This is a genomic window from Clostridiales bacterium, assembly GCA_025757645.1.
Taxonomy (GTDB): domain Bacteria; phylum Bacillota; class Clostridia; order Oscillospirales; family Oscillospiraceae; genus CAG-103.
Map to the genome: position 1 here is coordinate 488,199 of CP107216.1, position 17,084 is coordinate 505,282.

17 protein-coding genes are annotated in these 17,084 nt (G+C 51.2%); 7 read left to right on the top strand and 10 right to left on the bottom strand.

What is annotated here, in order from left to right; all coding sequences use genetic code 11:
- Window positions 1–143: 143 nt before the first annotated feature.
- The 4 genes from OGM61_02330 to OGM61_02345 all read right to left on the bottom strand — a co-directional run bounded on the left by OGM61_02330 (window position 144) and on the right by OGM61_02345 (window position 3,831).
- On the bottom strand, window positions 144–299 hold the full coding sequence (locus OGM61_02330) for a hypothetical protein (protein ID UYI84924.1): 156 nt from the start codon (window positions 297–299) through the stop codon (window positions 144–146).
- A 12-nt stretch (window positions 300–311) separates the two neighbouring features.
- Window positions 312–1,880: a 2-hydroxyacyl-CoA dehydratase family protein gene (locus tag OGM61_02335; protein UYI84925.1), complete on the bottom strand. Its 1,569-nt coding sequence runs from the start codon at window positions 1,878–1,880 to the stop codon at window positions 312–314.
- Between the two features lies 1 nt (window position 1,881).
- Complete coding sequence (locus tag OGM61_02340) at window positions 1,882–3,087, bottom strand: 2-hydroxyacyl-CoA dehydratase family protein (protein UYI84926.1); 1,206 nt, start codon at window positions 3,085–3,087, stop codon at window positions 1,882–1,884.
- Between the two features lie 111 nt (window positions 3,088–3,198).
- Window positions 3,199–3,831, bottom strand: a complete 633-nt coding sequence (locus OGM61_02345; GenBank protein ID UYI84927.1) for a TetR/AcrR family transcriptional regulator — start codon at window positions 3,829–3,831, stop codon at window positions 3,199–3,201.
- Window positions 3,832–4,132: 301 nt separating this feature from the next.
- On the opposite strand from OGM61_02345, the gene OGM61_02350 reads away from it, so the two are divergent.
- The gene (locus OGM61_02350; protein UYI84928.1) at window positions 4,133–4,312 is read left to right on the top strand and encodes a hypothetical protein; all 180 of its coding nucleotides are present in this window, start codon (window positions 4,133–4,135) and stop codon (window positions 4,310–4,312) included.
- 15 nt (window positions 4,313–4,327) lie between these two features.
- Window positions 4,328–4,696: a TnpV protein gene (locus OGM61_02355; protein UYI84929.1), complete on the top strand. Its 369-nt coding sequence runs from the start codon at window positions 4,328–4,330 to the stop codon at window positions 4,694–4,696.
- Window positions 4,697–4,934: 238 nt separating this feature from the next.
- On the opposite strand, the gene OGM61_02360 is transcribed toward OGM61_02355, so the two are convergent.
- Genes OGM61_02360 through OGM61_02385 form a run of 6 tightly spaced genes read right to left on the bottom strand, consistent with a single transcriptional unit; the run spans window position 4,935 to window position 12,638 of the window.
- Window positions 4,935–8,048: a type I restriction endonuclease subunit R gene (locus tag OGM61_02360; protein ID UYI84930.1), complete on the bottom strand. Its 3,114-nt coding sequence runs from the start codon at window positions 8,046–8,048 to the stop codon at window positions 4,935–4,937.
- Complete coding sequence (locus OGM61_02365) at window positions 8,045–8,836, bottom strand: hypothetical protein (protein UYI84931.1); 792 nt, start codon at window positions 8,834–8,836, stop codon at window positions 8,045–8,047. The genes OGM61_02360 and OGM61_02365 overlap by 4 nt, the downstream gene beginning before the upstream one ends.
- Before the next feature lie 16 nt (window positions 8,837–8,852).
- Window positions 8,853–10,160, bottom strand: coding sequence for a restriction endonuclease subunit S (locus tag OGM61_02370; GenBank protein UYI84932.1), 1,308 nt, complete (start codon window positions 10,158–10,160; stop codon window positions 8,853–8,855).
- Window positions 10,157–10,837 (bottom strand): hypothetical protein, encoded by a 681-nt coding sequence (locus OGM61_02375; protein ID UYI84933.1) that lies wholly within the window; start codon window positions 10,835–10,837, stop codon window positions 10,157–10,159. Before OGM61_02375 ends, OGM61_02370 begins: the two co-directional genes overlap by 4 nt.
- Entirely contained in the window at window positions 10,834–12,408 is a 1,575-nt protein-coding gene (locus tag OGM61_02380; protein UYI84934.1) for a type I restriction-modification system subunit M, read from the bottom strand. The genes OGM61_02375 and OGM61_02380 overlap by 4 nt, the downstream gene beginning before the upstream one ends.
- Before the next feature lie 5 nt (window positions 12,409–12,413).
- Complete coding sequence (locus tag OGM61_02385) at window positions 12,414–12,638, bottom strand: helix-turn-helix domain-containing protein (GenBank protein UYI84935.1); 225 nt, start codon at window positions 12,636–12,638, stop codon at window positions 12,414–12,416.
- A gap of 685 nt (window positions 12,639–13,323) precedes the next feature.
- Between OGM61_02385 and OGM61_02390 the strand changes: the two genes are divergently transcribed.
- The 5 genes from OGM61_02390 to OGM61_02410 all read left to right on the top strand — a co-directional run bounded on the left by OGM61_02390 (window position 13,324) and on the right by OGM61_02410 (window position 17,055).
- Window positions 13,324–13,689, top strand: coding sequence for a cysteine-rich VLP domain-containing protein (locus tag OGM61_02390; protein UYI84936.1), 366 nt, complete (start codon window positions 13,324–13,326; stop codon window positions 13,687–13,689).
- Window positions 13,690–13,814: 125 nt separating this feature from the next.
- Entirely contained in the window at window positions 13,815–14,204 is a 390-nt protein-coding gene (locus OGM61_02395) for a replication initiator protein A (GenBank protein ID UYI84937.1), read from the top strand.
- Between the two features lie 49 nt (window positions 14,205–14,253).
- Complete coding sequence (locus OGM61_02400; GenBank protein UYI84938.1) at window positions 14,254–15,108, top strand: ParB/RepB/Spo0J family partition protein; 855 nt, start codon at window positions 14,254–14,256, stop codon at window positions 15,106–15,108.
- A 13-nt stretch (window positions 15,109–15,121) separates the two neighbouring features.
- The gene (locus OGM61_02405) at window positions 15,122–15,391 is read left to right on the top strand and encodes a hypothetical protein (protein UYI84939.1); all 270 of its coding nucleotides are present in this window, start codon (window positions 15,122–15,124) and stop codon (window positions 15,389–15,391) included.
- On the top strand, window positions 15,355–17,055 hold the full coding sequence (locus OGM61_02410) for a recombinase family protein (protein UYI84940.1): 1,701 nt from the start codon (window positions 15,355–15,357) through the stop codon (window positions 17,053–17,055). Before OGM61_02405 ends, OGM61_02410 begins: the two co-directional genes overlap by 37 nt.
- Window positions 17,056–17,084: the final 29 nt, after the last annotated feature.

The window sequence follows — 17,084 nt, forward strand, 5'->3', positions numbered from 1 at the left end:
TGAACACAATGTCAACAGGGAAGCCGACCGGAATGCTGCTCTGTATCCGGATTTTGCGGGAGAATGCGCAGACGCAAAAGTCGGGGCGGTCATTGACCGCCCCCGACTTGTTGTCGCTTCGGGGGTGTCCCCCGATGCGCGCGTCAGATCTGCTCCTCGACGTCCTTGTCGTCGTGGTATGCGATGAGCGCGTTGTAGATCTTTTCGATGAGCTTCATGTCCGCGTTGGTCATGTATGCCAGAAACAGCAGACCAAAGAGTGCGGCGAGCACGATGAGCACGATCCAATACCAGGCCATATTCGTTCCTCCTTACCAGCTGAGTGTGTCTTCGTAATCCAACAGAGTGGGGTCAAGCGGCTTCTCGTTGAGCACCGTGACCATATACTGGCTGAATGCCTCGCGCATCTCGCGGCGCGAGACCGTGCGCGGATCCATGACGTCGTGCGGGATCCAGATGAGGTGGATGCCGCGCTCGCGCGCCTGATCCTCAAACAGGCCGTGCAGACCGCCGACGTTCTTGCACGATACGTGGTCGTACATGATGACGATGTTCGTGTGGAACTTCTCGCACATCTTCCAGCACTCGTCGAGCAGGTTGACATAGCCGCCGTTGGTGTGCGAGCGCATCATCATCTTCTCATAGCAGCGCACGAGATCGGCCAGCGCCTGCTCCTTGTCGCCGATGGTGATGGGCTGGTAGCTGAGCATGGCCTCCATGTCGTTGACGCAGGTGACACCCCAGCAGTGCTGCGTCCAGTAGGTAAAGTTGGTGTAATAGTGCGCGGGGCATGCCCAGACGAGGCAGCGGTATTTCGGCTGGGGCGCGTTGGCCGCCTTGTCCTGCTCGTAGCCCTTGAGCATCATCTTCGTGACGCGGCGGTCCGTCTTGAGCATGAACTTGTCCATGCAGGCTGCCGCCATGAACTCATATTCGCGCTGCAGTGCCAGCGCCGCACCGCAGACCTGTGGGTGCTCGGTGCAGTTGACGTCCCACTTCTCGATCATACAGCGCGAGCTCTCGTTGTACATTTCGGCGTTTTTCCAGAAGGCGTCCCAGTCCCATTTGACGCCGAACTGCTGCTCGAGAAATTCGATGCCCTTTTTCAGGTTCTTGACCGCATAGGTCTGTACTTCCGGTTCGTTGACACGCTGCGGCGGCGTGATCTGGAACGAGGGAAGCTCCTTGAAGTGCCGCGTGAGGATGTTTGTCTGCGAGATCGCGCCGTCGCACGGCATCGTGCCGGTGAAGTAGCACTTGCCGACGCGCGGATAGTCGTCCACCACGGCGCAGCCGCTCTCGGCGGCGGGTTCGGGGCAAACGTCCGCCGGCAGACCGAGGTGCTCCATGGCGTCAATGTAGAACATGCTGGCGTTCTGGTCGACCTCCGACGGCAGACCGATGGCGAACATGGCGATGTCGATCCACTTCACGGTGGGGAACCCCATCATGATCAGGTGCGGGGTCATCTCATCGAACATGACGGTGTTCTCGCGCAGCTTCGCCGCGTGCTTGCTGTTGGGGCGCAGGTTCTTGTCGCGTAGGATGATGTCACGCACGCCGAGGACGGAGTTATGCAGCACGGAGAAAAACTGGTTGTGTGCATAGCGCAGCTCCTTGCCGCGCAGCCCCATGGTGTGGCGGTCGACCATGTGCGCTGCGGTGAGATAGGACACCATCCAGCGGTAGCGCAGCATGGCCTTGACCATCAGGATCGGGTGGCAGCCAAGCTTTGCGGCCATGAAGCCGTAGAGATACAGCCAGCGGAAGAAATCATAAAAGGTGTCTCGGAAGCCGCGCCATTCGCGGGCGCGGAAGGCGCGGTGCTCGGCGGAATAGAAGCGGCCGAGGCCCTTGCCGGTTTTGGGGTTGTAGGCCATGTCAGTTGTCCTCCTTTTGCGCTGAGCGAAGCTGCTTCATTTCCAGACTCTCCACAAAGGCCTGCACGCGCGTGCGCAGCTGGCCGCTCTGCCCTGCGATGTAGGGGCGGTCGATGGAGAGGATGTGGATGCCGTAATCACGCGGCATGACCTGGTTTGCGATCACGCGCTCATACGACCAGTAGGTGCAGAACTTCATCTGCTCGTAGATCGCGCCGTCGGCCTTGAAGTCGTGCACGAGCTGGGCAACGTGGTCGTTGCGGTACTGGACGCGGTGCAGCGCGCTCTGGCGCGGGCACTCGGTGTGCTGCAGATACCAGCGGCACACCTGCGTGAGCGCATCCTCGCCGTCGGTGAGCACGATCTCCTGACGGCCGGGGAAGCTGCCGTAGCAGTAGCGGTCGGCGACCACCAGCGCGCCGCAGCTCTCGATGAGCCGGATCAGGTCCGGGTCGTCGATCTCGGAGCCGACGACGGCGACGCGCACACGGTAGTTTTTCTGCGCATCAACCTCGCGCGTCTTTACCTCGGCGAGCGTCTCGCGCAACAGCGGCAGGATCAGCCGCTTCGGGCAGACGTAGCTCACGAGCACCAGCACGGCGTATTCATAGCCCGTGATGGGCGGGTTGTCCAGCTTGCGCGTCTCGCCGATCTCGGTGAGGATGCGGCAGACCTCGTTGTGCTCGCTGACCGCGGCGCGGATGGCGGCGTCCGAGGTGTCGACGCCGTAGTTTTCGCGCATGGGCTTGAGGATCTTGCGCGAGACCTGCTCGCAGATGTGCTCGACGCAGTCCTCATCGTCGGAATACGGGATGTCGAGGTTGCAGTAGAAGAATTTGTCCTTGTCCGCACCCTGCGCGTGCATGATCTCCATGTTCTCGATGGCGCGGTTGTTGGCCTCGCACACGTCGACGCCCGCCATGGCGTGCAGGAAGCCGTAGTTGCCCTCAAGCGCGCGCTCGAGGATCGCGCGGGAAAACTCGCAGCTGTTGTTGGCCATGTAGTAGGTGGCTAGCTCCATGGACGTGGTGTGCGGCGCGCGCAGACGCACCGAGAAGCAGCTGCCCAGATTCAGCAGCACCTCCGGCGCGTGAAAGCAGGTATAGCCGATCGCCAGATCTCCTTCTGCCTCGGCCTGGCGGACAAGTTCGTTGTGCGCGTCGTCCAGCAGGCGCTCAAAGTACATCAAATGCTTCAGTTCCTTCATTGCGGCCCTTCTTTCTTTGGATTTCTATCTTCCTTCTCCGCTTATGTCAGCATCGCTGACATAAGCGGGTATACACAAATCCCGATCGCTCGGGATCTGCTGTGTATGTGGTTATTTGCCGCTGAGTGCGCGCACGAACATCTGGCTCAGGTGGCGCATCCGGCTGTCGTAATCAAGCGCGCTCGCGCTCGGCGAGCCGCCGATAGACAGGCGCTGCATGATGCCGAGGATCGCATCGTAGGAGTTGTAGTAGATCTCCCGCACGTCGACCTCCGGGCTGATCGAGCCGTCGGCAAGTCCCTTGCGGATCGCCTTGGCCATCGGGCCGCTGGAGGTCTCAAACGGCTCGGGCGGCTGGTTTTTGATCTCGTGGAGTCTGCCCGCGGCATGCAGCGTCAACTCCGCGTCGAGCGTGAAGCGCATGCCGTTCGGGTCGAGGCGGTAGAGCTGGGAATAGCAGACGAGGACGTTTTCCGCGTCCTGCAGGCCGGTCGTGCTGCCGTCGGATGCCGTGTGGGACATCCGGTCGATGCGCTCGAGGATGCGCTTCCAGTAGAGCAGGGACGCGGCCAGGACCAGATCGGCCTTGGTCTCAAAGTAGCGAAAGGCCGACCGCTCGGTGAGCCCGGAGCGCAGCGCGATATCTGCGACCTTGGTCTTTTCGATCCCGTTGGCCAGAAAACAGTCCAGCGCGACCTCCGTGACCAGCCGGATATTCTTTTCTCTCTGCTCCTCGTGCGGCAAGTGCGTTCGCCTCCTCTGCTCCTGTCAGTTACACTGACAGGAGCAGTGTACCGCGAAAAGCGGGGAATGTCAAGCCCTTAACAGAACGCACAGAAAATAAAAAATTACCGTTGTTGATATGGTATCAACAACGGTAATGAATTTGGTGCGAGTGCTGATAACGGATTTCACAAAACAATGAATTAACCGGCAGAAACACACATATTTCATCTCGCACACGAATAGCTTCTTTAGAATTTTATTCGCACATTCGATTTTTACTAGCCTATCCGATACAATGATAACACAAGGAGGGCAGAATATGAAACAAAAATATCATCTTGCAATGGATGATGCAGAGCGGCGGCTTCTCATTGGAAGTCTGAATGATCTGCGCAGCAGGCTCATCGCAGAGGGCAGATATGCCGACGCTATTGACGAAGTGCTGCTGAAAATCATCTGTGCAAAGCACAAGAAGTTCAAGGTCGTATACACGGGATGAATGGAGGGAAGCACAATGACGGAGTTTGAAAAGTTGGGCGGCACATACCGACAGGTGGGTGATTATTTTCTGCCGAATCTCGAAATTGATAATCAAGTCGACGTGCAAATCGGCGTTTGGGGACAGCGACATCGGCAGTATGTGAAGGAGCACCATCGGGTGAGATACTACAATCTGTTGACCACCGGGATGCTGAACGATTATCTTGCCGAGATAGAGTCTCGGGCACAGGCGATGTTTGATATGCTTGTGAGGGAACTATCCGAAAAAGAAAACTTGACCGAAAAGCTCAAAGCAAGTGACCCGATGGAATGGGTCAGGCGGAGCAATAACCTCCGCAATCGAGCTACAGAAATCGTAAATGCAGAGGTCATTTTCGTGTGAGCAGCAACAAAATTTGATGAAAATCGGAGGCGCAGTCGGGTGCAAGTAAGCACCGACTGCGCCCCTTTTTCGTTGCTCTGAAATAGGTCTGCATTATCTTAACGAGCAGACTGTTTGTACTCCTCCGGAGCTAAACAGTGCGTCGCCCGATGTCTGCGCCATCTGAGCGAGCAGTGCCTTTTTACTCCGTTCTGCCGAACTGCGCAAAAGGCCTCGTTAGGGACACCCTAAGACCCATTTATCCGATGCCGAAGAATCGATCGAAGAAACCCTTCAGTTTATCAATGATGGTCTGCTTCTTTGCTGCACGGTTTCCACCGCCGAAGCGGGAGATTGGCGGCATCAGCCGGTCAATATCCGTGCCTGTCGTTTTGACAGAGCCGTCACGGAAGGCGCTCTCCATAAAGCGGCGAGTCTCGTCGTCTTTCAGGTTTTCCTCCTGAATGATTGCGACAAGCTGCCGTTCTTTTTCTTCGGCGACAAAGGTACGCCATTCCAGCATCACATCTGATACATCGTTGATTCCAGCAATGAAGGTTTCGATCAACGCCTTCTTACTGCGCAGTTCAGGACTGGCGTCCACTGCTTTGCGGATCGTGATAAGCACTTCCTTGTCATCGCAGTGTGAATCGTGGTATTTCTGTACCAGAAGCAGGATGTAGTCAATATTGATCTCGATCTGCTTGATTAGCTCGATTTCAAAAACGATGTCATCGGTGATGTCCTCTTTTTCGCCGCCGGGCTTGCGGTTTTTCCATTCGTCCCGCAGATCCTGATAGCGTCCAAGATAATCCTGAAAATCCCGCTCGCTCAAAATTTCGCTTCCGGCAAACTCGTCGAACGAAGTCAGCAGGTTGCGCATACGCAAAATCGCACCGAACAAAACGATAAACTCCTTCTGCCGCTGTTCGCCGGTAATGCGTTCCTCTGTCAGCGGGAATTTCGTTGTCAATTCCTCAATCATATCTTGGTAGCCTGGGTGATATTTTCCGTCGGCATCCTCGTAGCCAAAGTAGTAATCCTTATAGCCACGCATCAGGACGATACCGCCCGCTTCCTTATCGCCAAACAGAGAAATTGCATCGTCGGTACGCTTTTGCAGATTGCGGAAGCAAACGATGTTGCCGAACACCTTGATGGAATTGAGAATCCGGTTGGTGCGGGAATATGCTTGAATCAGCCCGTGCATTTTCAGGTTTTTATCCACCCACAGCGTATTCAGCGTCGTGGCGTCGAAGCCGGTCAGGAACATATTGACCACGATCAGCAGGTCAAGTTCCTTGTTCTTCATCCGCAGGGAAACATCCTTATAGTAATTCTGGAATTTGTCCCCGTCTGTGGAATAGTTGGTGTGGAACATCCCGTTATAGTCACGGATGGCCGCATCCAGAAAATCACGGGAACTTTGGTCAAGTGCGGAGGTATCCTCCGGATTCTCCTCGTCAAGAATACCATCTGTTTCTTCCTCATTCGCTCCATAGCTGTAAATGACGGCAACCTTCAGCCGCTTCTGCGGATTTTCCGCCATTTGCCTCTGAAACTCGGCGTAGTAGAGCTTTGCAGCATCCACGCTGGACACGGCAAAGATGGAGTTGAACCCGCTGACCCGCTGCTTCTGCTTGATTTCCTCGATCTGCTGCTTGCTGCCGGCAGAGGCAACCTCGGCGATATTCTGCAATACGCTGTATGTATAGGTTTTATCACCCCGGTAGGTCTTCTGGTCAAAATGCGTCAGAATGTAATCTGTGACCAGTCGGATGCGTTCCGGGGCAAGAAACGCCTTTTCCCGGTTGATGTCCCAAACTTCCTTGTCGTCAATATCCGGCTCGGCGTCCATTGTCTTGATGTAGTCCACCCGGAAGGGCAGCACGTTTTTGTCGTTAATGGCGTCCACAATGGTATAGGCGTGAAGCTGGTCGCCGAACGCTTGCGCTGTTGTGCGAAGCGTAGGGTTCTTGCTTACGCCTGCATTGACTGCAAAGATGGGCGTTCCGGTAAAGCCAAAGAGGTTGTACTTCTTGAAATACTTCGTAATGGCTTGATGCATATCCCCGAACTGACTCCGGTGGCACTCATCAAAAATGATAACAACTCGCTTATCAAAAACGCTGTGTCCGGCGTTCTTTTTGATGAAAGTTGCCAGCTTCTGGATGGTGGTAATGATGATCTTGGCGTTGTCATCTTCCAACTGACGCTTCAGCACCGCTGTAGAGGTGTTGCTGTTGGCAGCGCCCTTTTCAAAGCGGTCATATTCCTTCATCGTTTGATAGTCCAGATCCTTGCGGTCCACGACAAAAAGCACCTTGTCGATGTAATCCAGTTTCGTGGCAAGCTGCGCCGTCTTGAAAGAGGTCAGTGTTTTGCCGCTACCGGTGGTGTGCCAGATGTACCCGCCGCCTGCTACGGTGCCGTATTTTTTATAATTGTTGGCGATCTCAATGCGGTTCAAAATGCGCTCGGTGGCGACGATTTGATATGGCCGCATCACCAGCAGCATATTTTCCGCCGTGAACACGCAGTAGCGGGTAAGGATATTCAGAATGGTGTGCTTGCAGAAAAAGGTCTTGGTAAAGTCCACGAGATCGGGGATAATGCGGTTGTTCGCATCCGCCCAGAACGAAGTGAACTCAAAGCTATTGCTGGTTTTGGACTTCTTGGCTTTCTGCGCTTTGGTATCCTTGATATGGTTGAAACGGGTGGTATTGGAATAATACTTCGTATTTGTGCCGTTGGAGATCACGAAAATCTGCACAAACTCGTAAAGCCCGCTGGATGCCCAGAAGCTATCCCGCTGATAGCGGTCGATCTGATTGAAGGCTTCCCGAATGGGAACGCCCCGGCGCTTCAGCTCGATATGGATCAGCGGCAGACCGTTGACCAGCACTGTCACATCATAGCGGTTATTGTGGGCAGCGCCTTCCTCGGCAGAGATGGCATACTGATTGATGACCTGCAGGCTGTTGTTGTGTATGCACTTCTTGTCAATGAGCTGGATATTTTTGCTTTCCCCGTTATCCCGGCGGAGCACCTGCACATAGTCCTCCTGAATCAGCCGGGTCTTTTCGAGAATGCCGGAGTTTGTGTTTGCCAGCACCTCGTCCCAGAAACGCTTCCATTCGCCGTCCGTAAAGCGATAGTTATTCAGCTTTTCCAGCTGCGTCCGCAGATTGGCAATCAGGTCAGCCTCTTTATGGATGGTCAGGCGCTCATAGCCCAGCTCGCAAAGCAGACGGATAAACTCCTTTTCCAAGTCTGCTTCGCTCTGATAAGCCTCCGAGCGCTTCGACTGCGGCTTGTATTCGGTGACAACAGTGCTTTCGCTGCTTTGAGCAACTATATTGAAATAGCTCACTTATCGTCACCTCCGCTTGTAATGTTGATTATACTATCCAAGAATACCAATTGATCAATCCAAAGCAATATTTTCAAAAAATCATATCGACTATATGTTTTATGTGTTCTTCCATGGAGAAGCCAATGCCTGTTCAGTTCGTTGGGTTCGTCCCTGGTAAAATCAGAAAAGCCGAATACAGAATTCGAGAGGTTGTCACCCAAAGAGTCAAACTGCAAGTGTATGAAAAATGTCCGACGATCGATGGTGTCCAGTTCAATTTTATCCGCCATTTTTTGTTCAATGGATTTTATCCGTTTCTCAAAACTGGTGGTCTTCTTCATAGTCGAAATATCTGCCATTAGTCCGTCTGCAATCGCAAACAGTCCGATACAAGCAAGATGATACTGTTGCCGGCTGTATGTATCGGTGATTTGTAAAAACAAATTCTGATAATCTCGTAAACATTCAGCCTTGTCGCACCGATTCATCACAATATCAATATGATGAGTATCTGTGCCAAAGTAATAATCCTCTACCAGCGTATCAATATTATCAGAATTGCAAATTGCTTCTGCAAAATCGATGGAAATATCATCAGAAAACATAATTTGGCGCTGAGCCATCTTTTCTATTGCAGAACAACAAGTGCTAAAATTCGAAAAACTGATTATAAAGTTTCTGATGGTTTCTTCGTTGTCACGATACCATTCACCAGCTTTTTTGAAAACAGCTACTGCGCCTTGCATGAAGGTGGCAATGCCATTCAATATGGGAAGAACATATCCATTATTCTCTTCGCTTGGCATCAATAGCGCTCCCTTCCTAATTGAATCTCTCTCCAAATGTCAACAGCTTGTCCCTGTAATATTCATATTGCTTTTGACGGGCTTCGATTTCGGCGGGAAGGCCGGAGGAAAGGTCGGTGCAGAGGGTGTCGAAGCGGTCGAGAATGGTAACAATTTCTTTCTGCTTTTGATACGACGGTAATGGAATAGGGATCTTGTAAAGGTTTTGCTGATTTAACTTTGGTTGTGCGCCACCTGAAATATACGGCGATAGATCAATAGAGTTCAAATAAATTTCTACATATCTCTGTGTTATGCGATTGTTGAATCGGAGAATATGAGCGTGGTTATTAACCCAGTTCTTCCCGCTGATAGAAAATGCAATCGGTGTGTTCCGTGCCAATAGATTTGCACCATCCTCGGAAATCAGCAGATAATCACCATCAAAAATATAGTCCTTTACATAGTCAACAATGCCAGATGCACCATAGTACGGAATATTACCAGCTTCACGATTTCCGCTGGTAACGGGTTTCCTCAGGCTATCGCAGTTCACGGAAATATCGCTTAATTTAACGAAAATAAATTCAGAAACATATTGACACAGACGATTTAGGGCGTTAGGCTTGTCTGTCTGTCTGTCTGTCTGTCTGTCTGTCTGTCTGTCTGTCTGTCTGTCTGTCTGTCTGTCTGTCAAAATCGTCGCACCCTGTGCATCAAAAGTCAAGAGCTGATTTCGATAGAATTCATATTGCTTTTTTCGGGCGGTAAGTTCTAAGTTAAGTTGTTCAGTAAGTTCAGTAATATGCTCTGTGAAATTGTCCAGTATGCGGACAATTTCACGCTGCACCGGCAGGGGCGGGACGGGAAGAATCACATCAGCCAACTTCACTGGTGCAACCTCGATTACTTTTGTGCCATGAGCGATTTTTGCCTTTTGCTGGTAAAACGCAGAGGAATGAAGCCAATAGACAAGGTATTTCGGATTGATTGAATGACGGATAATAGCGGTATGCCCGCTTACTGCAACCTTTTCGTTTCCAAGCCACGCCATGCATTTACAAACATCATCTATATTTTCGCTGGTGACTGCCATAATAATATCGCCGGGTTCAGCAAATTTCTGCTTTTGAGCAACTTCATCGCTAATATAGGACAGCGTTTTCTCGGCGAAAAGTCCATAATGCATATAGATCTGCCCATAATGAATACAAGGAACTCCATTTTCTGTATAGTCTTTCTTTTGAAAACTTCCACCTCTGGATATAGTGGCAATATCGCCAAGAGGTTTATATTCAACCCCATTGGGGCAGAGTTCCTGAATCAGTTTTTCGAGTTTTGTCATTGTATGCCCACCTTCTTTTTCGTCAGATTTTTCAACCTTGAATCAAGCGCATACAACCGTTTAATTTGCGACTCTGCTACATAATATAAATCCGAAAAATTTGCTCTTATGTACTTGAAGTATCTCATCTTATCCAGCCTTTGAGAATAAACATACAGAATAAAATCTGACTGAATGCCTTGAGCATTTTCTTTCAACCCGTCAAGATTTAATAAAAGCCAGTCATTTAAATTCGAGCAGGTTTCTGTAAGCTTTGATGTGCGGTTTCTAACATCGACACAAATTAAATCGCCGTCCATGCCATACGCCTTATGATGAGTGGTGTTCAATGGATGTGCAACGACAAATGAGCGGATAGCCTTAAAATACTTTTTTGCTTGTTTGCAATCCGCATCGACTTCCAGATTAAGATAATCTATAACTTCCTTCTTCAAGATTGTATGGATTGAATCGACAGCTTCGCAAACCCAATCAACCAAAGCGATAATATATACAACCTCTTTCATTGATGGAGTTTGTAGATTGTAAATTTCTGCATTCAAATCCTGAATACAAAAATTCACCTTTTGGAGATAATCACAGCTCAGATAGAAATTATCTTTGTCACCCCAAATCCAATGCTTGTGTATGCCGTGATTCAACCCATTGAGGCTCCTTAATTCTGCTATATTGCTCATCCCTCAATCTCCCCAATAATTCGATCAATTTCCTCTCTCAATTTCTGTTCTCGTGCGACAATTTCAGCGATCTCGGCGTTCAGCTTCACGATGTCGATCTTCTCACGGGTATCCTCCTGCTCCACATAGGTAGAAACAGAGAGATTATAATTGTTCTGTTTGCTGCCGACCTCGTCGTTCGGCACAAGGCGGGCAAAATGCTGTTCGTCCTTACGCTCTGCCACGGTGGATACGATGCGCCGGATATTGTCCTCGGAGAGCCGGTTGTTCTTCGTAACCTTCACAAACTCCTTGGAGGCATCCACAAACAGAACGGCGTTGTCCGTCTTGTTCTTTTTCAGCAGCATAATATCCACGGAGATCGTGACATTTAAGAACAGGTTGGAGGGCAGCTGAATGATAGCGTCCACAAAGTTGTTATCCACCAGATACTTGCGGATCTTCTGTTCGGCCCCGCCACGGTACATAATGCCGGGGAAGCAAACGATGGCCGCTGCACCGTTGGAAGCCAGCCACGAAAGGCTGTGCATAATAAACGCCATATCGCCCTTGGAAGCGGGAGCCAGCACTCCGGCAGGCGAAAAGCGCGGGTCATTGATAAGCAGCGGGTTCTTATCGCCCTCCCACGGCACGGAAAACGGCGGATTGGATACGATCAGCTCAAAGGGCTGGTCGTCCCAATGCTGCGGGCTAAGCAAAGTGTCCTCCCTGACAATGCTGAACTTATCGAACTCGATGTTATGCAGGAACATATTGATGCGGCAGAGGTTGTAAGTGGTCAGGTCGATCTCCTGACCGTAGAAGCCTCGCTCGATATTATCCTTGCCCAGCACTTTTTCCACCTTCAGCAGCAGAGAACCGGAGCCGCAGGCTGGATCATAGACCTTGTTGATTTTCGTTTTGCCAATGGTGCCGAGGCGGGCCAGCAGCTCCGAAACATCGGCGGGAGTGAAATACTGACCGCCCTTTTTACCGGCATTGGCGGCGTACATTCCCATCAGATATTCGTAGGCATCACCAAACAGGTCTGGATTGATGCCATCGGTGGAGAACAGCGGCATCTGCGCCACACCGTTCAGCAGCTCCACCAGCACTTTGTTGCGCTTGGCGACGGTCTCACCGATGGCCTTGCTGTTCACATCGAAATCGTCAAACAGACCTGCAAAATCATTCTCAGCGTCTCCGCTGGCGGCACTGCTCTCAATGTGGTTGAATACACGCTCCAGCGTCTCGTTCAGGTTGTCGTCCTTGTCCGCCCGGGCGAGGACATTGCAGAACAATTCGGAGGGCAGAATGAAGAAGCCCTTTTCCTGCACCAGTCCCTCACGGGCAGTCTCCGCCTCGGCGTCCGGCATTTTGGCGTAGTCAAAGTCCTTGTTCCCGGCGGCGTACTCGCCCTCGTTGATATAGGCGGTGAAGTTCTCCGAAATATAGCGGTAAAACATCGTGCCCAGCACATAAGATTTGAAGTCCCACTCCGCCACATGACCTGCGTGAACAAGGTCGGTGGCGATTTTATAGATGCGGCGGAACAGCTCGTCCCGCTCTTGATCTTTCTTTACATCAGCCATTGTAATTACTCCTTTTGGGCGATCCACGCCGCTTCGATCTCATCAAAGGGGATGTTGTTTTCTTCACAAAATGCCTTGATTTTTTTCATTGCTGTGATATTCGGCTTGGTTTTGGCGTTTTCCCAACGGTTTATCGTTCCAACGGATACATTCAGCGTTTTTGCGAAATCCTCCTGTGACATCAAGGCTTTCTTGCGCACGACCCGTATTAACTCACTTAAAGGCGTCATCAAACAGTTCTCCTTCCAGAAGATTAACAGCATTATACCATAAACCTATCATTTTCTCAACACCATTTGGAGAAAAGAGAATACCAAAATACAGAGGCGCAGCCTTCGGAGAAATCCGTTGGCTGCGCCTCTGTTTGCGTTTCGGAAGAAAATTTTCAAGAACACCCTCAAAATCTGCGGCTCAATTCAAAGTAAGTAGAGAGAAAAATTTTGAGAACCGTCCAAAAACACCCCCACAAAAGGACACCCAAATTCAAAGTAAGTGAGGAGGTCTTTGCAGAACTCACAGCCATTGAGTTGTTCATAAAAAGTTTACAAAATTTTCTTCGTTTTTTCTGCGAAAAAGTTCCCAGTTGATTAGTGAGGGGATCTATAAATTAACCTTCTCGCTGGCTACCTAATAGGGAGAATTTTTTCACAGGGGGTTAATAAACGACCCTTCTCGCTGCCTACCTATTGAGGGGTTCTCCCCGTGTGCCTTGAAAGAGGTGAATTTTTGAAAAAGTGCGGGAATTTTGCAGGAAAATTCGGCAAAGGAAAAGTGAGAGGCGATAGAGGAGCCCGGCGTAGTCCGCCGCTCTGAGGTCTTCCGTGTGCACCTTGAAAATTAAATAGCAGAAATTTTGGAGAAGAGGGTCACCAAACACCTACCCATTTTAGTAACAAGTGAGAGGAGGTTTTTCCAATGGTCATCAAAATCACACCGCAGCAGGCGAAAAGAGTCAACGCCCTGCTGCGGAAGCTGTGCGCCAACTACGACGGCGGCAACTGCCTGCTGCTGGACGACGGCGAGCCCTGTGTCTGCGTCCAGAGCATCAGCAAGTACGGCATCTACTGCAACTACTTCAAGAGTGCCGTGCTCCCAGTGGACGAAGGGCTGCACGCCGAGATAATGAAGCCGACCGGCGGCAAGCGCTGTGTGCTGTGCCGTCAGGCGTTTGCGTCGAGGGCGAAGAATCAGCGTTATTGTCCGGCCTGCGCCGCCAAGCAGAAACGGCTGAAGGCAGCCGAACGGCAGCGCCGAAAGCGGGCATCGGCGCTACGCTTTTAAGGTGCGGACAGCCCTGAAATACAAGGCTTTTTTGAACCCAAATCAACCCAAGCAATACAGCAACACCTTAACCTCAAAAATCCGCTTTGAAAAGCGTGACAAATTCAAGCGAGAGGAGGAATTCAATGAACCCATATTTTACAGTCAACGACTCCGAACATTTCACCTTTTACCGTATCCCAAAGCTGCTGTTCACAGATGAGATTTACCAAACTGTTTCCACCGATGCCAAGATGCTCTACGGTCTGCTGCTGGATCGGCTGTCCCTATCCGAGAAAAACGACTGGAAAGACGAGCACGGTCGGGTCTACCAATATTTCACCATCCATCAGGCGCAGGAGCTGCTGCATTTCGGACACGAAAAGGTCTGCCGCCTGTTTGCAGAGCTGGATGCAGCCGACCTTATCGAGCGCCGCCGTCAGGGGCAGGGCAAGGCCAACCGCATCTACTTAAAGGAGTTTACCCAAAAGTCCGATTATCGGAATTCCAGAAGTCCGGGAATCGGAAGGAAATAAGACTTAGAGAGTGATATTTACTACCCGAAAAAGAGAAAGAAGGTCAACAATGAATAACAAAAACACAGTGCCAATGAAACCGGCGCTCTTAAGAATTGAACAGCTGCGCCCGTTTGAAGGCCATCCCTACAAGGTACAGGACAACGAGGAGATGGCTGCTCTTTCGGAAAGTATCCGGGAGAATGGTGTTCTTTCCCCGTTGATCGTCCGTTCCGTTGAAAACAGCGATGAATATGAAGTCATCAGCGGCCACCGCCGCCTGTATGCTGCCCGGAAGGCAGGTCTGACAGAAGTTCCCGTGCTGATTTGCACTCTTGACCGGGATGCCGCCGCCATTGCCTTGGTGGACAGCAATCTGCACCGGGAGCATATCCTGCCCAGTGAAAAGGCGTATGCTTACAAGTTGAAAATGGAAGCACTGTCCCATCAGGGAATCGCTTGTGGACAAGTTGGCCACAAGTCCCGGGATGATATTTCCGATACAGACAGCGGCAGGCAGGTTCAGCGCTATATTCGCTTGACCTACCTCATCCCGGAATTGCTGGAAAAGATGGACAAGGAGGAAATTGCGTTCTCTGTCGGCGTGGAGTTGTCCTATCTCGATGAATACAGCCAGCGGGATGTGCTGGAGCAATGTGAGATCAACGACTGCACGCCATCTTATTCGCAGGCATGGCGAATGCACAAGGCCGACCGTGAAGGGCTGCTGACGAAGGATGTGATCCAGTTCCTTATGAGCGAAGAAAAAGCAAATCAGCGGGAGACGGTGAAGGTCCCCGCATCCCGCCTGCGGGAGGTTCTTCCCAAAGGTTTGGATGCCGGAAAGACGGAGGATTTTATCATCAAGGCTTGCGAATATTATCGCAAATACCTCATCCGCCAGCGTGGGCGGAAGGAACGATAAGGAGTGATAGAAAATGAAGCGGCAAACGAATTGGATCGTCGGCGTATCCGACGGAAAAGTCCACGAATACAAAATTGGGGATGTGATCTATTTTGTTTCTGCAGAATTTGAGCGCAGCTCTCAAACTAATCTGCGTGACCGTGTACAAAGAACAGTGGTCAGCAATCTCATACCTTTGACGCCCGGTCAAGCATCCGATACAATAGCAGCGGAATATGTGTGTTCGGCTGCCGGGAAGGAGGACTTATGCAGTCGAAAAAGAAAAAAGAACAATCGGGATTGACAGCGCTGTACTGCCGCCTGTCCCGTGATGATGGAGCGGAAGGCGACAGTAACTCCGTAGCCAATCAAAAGCGTTTATTGCAGAAATACGCCAAAGAAAATAGCCTCGGGAATACCCGTTTCTATGTGGACGACGGTTATACCGGCACGAATTTCAACCGTCCGTCTTTTCAGAAAATGATTGAGGATGTCGAAATGGGCTATGTGACAGCGGTCATCGTCAAGGATATGTCCCGGCTTGGCAGAGATTATCTCGGTGTTGGGTACTACACAGACACCTTCTTCCCGGAACACAATATCCGTTTCATTGCGGTGAATGACTGCGTAGACAGCGATGACGGCGAAAATGAGCTTGCCCCATTTCGAAATGTGATGAACGAGATGTACGCCCGGGACATCAGCCGCAAGGTGCGGTCTGCCCATCGTATCCGGGGAAATTCCGGCGAACCGCTGGGCCAGCCGCCCTACGGCTACAGGAAAGACCCGCTGAACAAAAAGCACTGGATCATTGACCCGGAGGCCGCTCAGGTGGTGCGGGACATTTTCCGTATGTGTCTGGAGGGTAAGGGCAACGACACCATTGCCCGCATTTTACAGGAAAATGGGATTCTCAACTGCACGGCGTACTGGCACGAAAAAGGCATCGGCAGGGGCGGCAAAAAGACGCAGCCAAACCCTTACCGATGGAAAAACAGCACCATTCGTAAAATCCTGACCCAGCAGGAATACTGCGGCGATGTGATCAATTTCAAGACCTACTCTAAATCCTTCAAGGATAAGACCCGCATCGATAACCCGGAAGAAAACTGGGTCATCTTCAAGGATGTTCACGAGCCGATTGTCGACCGGGACACCTTTGAGCAGGTACAAAAGAAGATCATCAAACGGACAAAGCGCCGTGCGCCGAAATCGGAGAATGGCGAAAAGAGCATCTTTTCTGATCTGCTGTACTGCGCCGACTGCGGTCACAAGCTGTGGTATCACGTCAACACCATCAATAAGAATATATGCTTTTTCTCCTGTTCCAACTATGTAAAAGACTACCGTGGCAGTTGCCCGACCCGGCACTATGTGCGGGCGGACGCTATCGAGCAGGTGGTAAAACTGGAGCTACAACGAATGGCGCAATTTCTGCGGGACGACGAGCCAATGTTCGCCGACCTTCTGGAACGCAAGTCCAACCGGGAAATCGCAGAGGAAAAGAAGCGCCTTGAGGGAGAGCTGCAAAAGGCACGGATGCGAACAGAAGCCGTGTCCCGACTCTACAAAAAGGCCTTTGAAAAGAATGCGGAAGGGCTTCTTTCCGACGAGGGCTTCCTGCAAATTACCCACGAATACGATGTAGAGCAGCTTGCCTTGAAAGTGAAGATTCCACAGCTCCGGGAGCAAATTGCGGAGGCGGAGCGGCAAGCGGCCAATAAGGACAAGTTTATCGCTGCCATCCGAAAGTTTATGCAGATGGACGAGCTGACCGCACCGCTGCTGCGGGAGCTTATTGACCATATCGAGGTGTACGAAACGCAGGGCGTCGGAAAAAGTAGAACACAGCGAATCGCAATTCACTACCGCTTTGTGGGGTACATCGACATCCCGGCAGCGCCTCTGACAAGCCATTATATCTCCGAAACAAGGCAGGGCGTGGCCGTGGAATATATTCCCGCATAACGAAGGAGAGCAGGCGAAATGCCTGCTCT

Excerpts from the sequence above, each read along its gene's own strand:
- OGM61_02330 (UYI84924.1), bottom strand. The coding sequence starts at position 299 with ATGGCCTGGTATTGGATCGTGCTCATCGTGCTCGCCGCACTCTTTGGT.
- OGM61_02335 (UYI84925.1), bottom strand. The coding sequence starts at position 1,880 with ATGGCCTACAACCCCAAAACCGGCAAGGGCCTCGGCCGCTTCTATTCC.
- OGM61_02340 (UYI84926.1), bottom strand. The coding sequence starts at position 3,087 with ATGAAGGAACTGAAGCATTTGATGTACTTTGAGCGCCTGCTGGACGAC.
- OGM61_02350 (UYI84928.1), top strand. The coding sequence starts at position 4,133 with ATGAAACAAAAATATCATCTTGCAATGGATGATGCAGAGCGGCGGCTT.
- OGM61_02355 (UYI84929.1), top strand. The coding sequence starts at position 4,328 with ATGACGGAGTTTGAAAAGTTGGGCGGCACATACCGACAGGTGGGTGAT.
- OGM61_02365 (UYI84931.1), bottom strand. The coding sequence starts at position 8,836 with ATGCCAAGCGAAGAGAATAATGGATATGTTCTTCCCATATTGAATGGC.
- OGM61_02370 (UYI84932.1), bottom strand. The coding sequence starts at position 10,160 with ATGACAAAACTCGAAAAACTGATTCAGGAACTCTGCCCCAATGGGGTT.
- OGM61_02375 (UYI84933.1), bottom strand. The coding sequence starts at position 10,837 with ATGAGCAATATAGCAGAATTAAGGAGCCTCAATGGGTTGAATCACGGC.
- OGM61_02380 (UYI84934.1), bottom strand. The coding sequence starts at position 12,408 with ATGGCTGATGTAAAGAAAGATCAAGAGCGGGACGAGCTGTTCCGCCGC.
- OGM61_02385 (UYI84935.1), bottom strand. The coding sequence starts at position 12,638 with ATGACGCCTTTAAGTGAGTTAATACGGGTCGTGCGCAAGAAAGCCTTG.
- OGM61_02390 (UYI84936.1), top strand. The coding sequence starts at position 13,324 with ATGGTCATCAAAATCACACCGCAGCAGGCGAAAAGAGTCAACGCCCTG.
- OGM61_02395 (UYI84937.1), top strand. The coding sequence starts at position 13,815 with ATGAACCCATATTTTACAGTCAACGACTCCGAACATTTCACCTTTTAC.
- OGM61_02400 (UYI84938.1), top strand. The coding sequence starts at position 14,254 with ATGAATAACAAAAACACAGTGCCAATGAAACCGGCGCTCTTAAGAATT.
- OGM61_02405 (UYI84939.1), top strand. The coding sequence starts at position 15,122 with ATGAAGCGGCAAACGAATTGGATCGTCGGCGTATCCGACGGAAAAGTC.
- OGM61_02410 (UYI84940.1), top strand. The coding sequence starts at position 15,355 with ATGCAGTCGAAAAAGAAAAAAGAACAATCGGGATTGACAGCGCTGTAC.